This window comes from Streptomyces sp. RP5T (assembly GCF_003933965.1).
Taxonomy (GTDB): Bacteria; Actinomycetota; Actinomycetes; order Streptomycetales; family Streptomycetaceae; genus Streptomyces.
In genome coordinates, this window is sequence record NZ_RSAJ01000985.1 from 1 (window position 1) to 1,847 (window position 1,847).

Annotated in this window: 1 protein-coding gene and 1 pseudogene; one reads left to right on the forward strand and one right to left on the reverse strand. The window is 74.2% G+C overall.

Annotation, left to right across the window (positions count from 1 at the left end):
• Positions 1-160 (forward strand): annotated as a pseudogene (locus EHS43_RS43725) (PLP-dependent aminotransferase family protein); the annotation flags it as partial.
• Positions 161-271: 111 nt separating this feature from the next.
• Here EHS43_RS43725 and EHS43_RS43730 read toward each other — a convergent pair.
• Positions 272-1,847, reverse strand: a 1,576-nt coding sequence (locus tag EHS43_RS43730; RefSeq protein WP_125195961.1) for a hypothetical protein, incomplete at its 5' end; no start/stop codon positions are given.

A 1,847-nucleotide genomic window follows, 5' to 3' on the forward strand; every position in this document is an offset into this window, starting at 1 on the left:
CTTCGGGGTCGACGGCGCTTTCGAGGGATATGTGCGCCTGCCGTTCACCGTGGGGGGTGTGGTGGCGGACGAGGCCGCGGCCCGGCTGGCCGCGGCGGCGCGTGTCGTGGAGAGCGGAGCCTCCGGGGGCGGGGAGGCGCCGCGCACGTTCGTGGCGTGAGCCGGATGAGGCTGGGGCATCGCGGCCCACGGCGACCGGAACACCTTCAGGGGCGCGGGGAACTGCGCGACCAGCCCTCACCGGCCCGCAGCCGCTGACGACCCCCGGCGGCTACGGCGCTTCCGCGACCACCGCTTCCGAGGGGACCGACGCAGCGTCGGCCTTGGACAGGACCGTCTTCCCGTCGTCCTCCGAGGGGACCGTCTCCCCGTCGGCCGGGGTCGTGCGCTCCGGGAGCAGTGCCAGGACCGCCTGCCGGTCCGCCTCGCTCGTCGCGTCGTCGTACGGGTCCGGGGTCGCCGGCACCTGGAGGCGATGCACCGGGCCCGTCCCGAGGCGGGCGTAGCCGCGGCCCGGCGGGACGTCGGTCACCGGGGTCGTGTGCGGAGGTGCTCCCAGGAAGGCCTCCAACTGCTCCGCCGTCGCGGGTCCCAGCACGACACGCGCGCGCGTGTGCTGACGTACCGGATCGCTCAGCGACTCCGCGCTGTCGAACTGGTCGGCCACCACCACCGTGACGTTCGCCGCCCGTCCGTGCCGCAGGGGGACCTGGAGCAGGGACTGCGGATCCTTGCGGCCGTCGGCGGCCGCCAGGTGGGTGAAGGCGCTCGGGCGGTCCAGGAGGATCCACAACGGACGCTTGGTGTCCTCGGGCGGCGGATGGCCGGCCTGCCGGGCGCTGTTGGCCGCGATCAGCCGGCGCTCCGTCTCGGTGGCCGCCCACTCCAGGCTCGCCAGCGTCCCGGCCAGCCCGCACTCGACCGCGAGCACGCCGTCCCGCCCGGTCAGGCACGCGTACTCGCCGGTGCCGCCGCCCTCGACGATGACGACATCGCCGTACTGCAGGGCCTGGAGCGCGATCGAACGCAGCAGGGTCGAGGTGCCGCTGCCCGGCTGGCCCATGACCAGCAGGTGCGGTTCGGTGGAGCGGACGCCGGTGCGCCAGACCACCGGGGGGACGTCGCGCCGCACGTCGCCGTAGCCGAGCGGCAGGGTGCGCTGGACCTGGGTGGGGTCCGTGAAGCCGAGGACCGTCTCGCCGGGGGCGGTGACGAAACGCTGGGCGGCGATGTCGGTGGGCAGCGGGGCGAGGACGGTGACGGTGAGCTCGTTGCCCTCCTCGTCCCAGCTGAAGTGGTACTCACGGCCGCGGCCCGACTTGGCGTGCAGCAACTGCTCGATGCGGGCCCGGGACTCGGCCTCGCCGTCGGTGAAGTACGCCGGGTAGCGGACCAGCAGGTGGGTGATGCGGCCGGCGGCGTCGAAGTCGTACGCCGGGAACGCCTTCTCCCACTCGCCGCCGTGGGTGTAGAGCGGGGCCGGGTCCTCGGCCGCCGAGAAGTACGGGACGAGCGCTTCGTACAGCGACTGGAGGCGCTGTGTCTGCGATTCGTCGGGTCCGTCCGGCTCCGGCGGTTTGCGGTCCCGGCCCTGCCAGGCTGCCGCCGCCATCAGGCTGATGACGGCGAGCAGCGGGCCGTACGGCACGAGCGCCACCACCAGGATCACCGAGGCCACCAGGAAAAGCAGCGGTCCGCGCTTGTCCTTGGGGGTCTCGGCCCACCGGCGCCGAACGGCCGAGGCCAGTCGGCGCAGACCACGGGTGATCGTGATCAGCGGGTGCAGGACGTCGGTGGCGCTGTCGGCCGCCGTCCGGGCCAGCTCCCGGCTCCGGGCGATCTGGGCG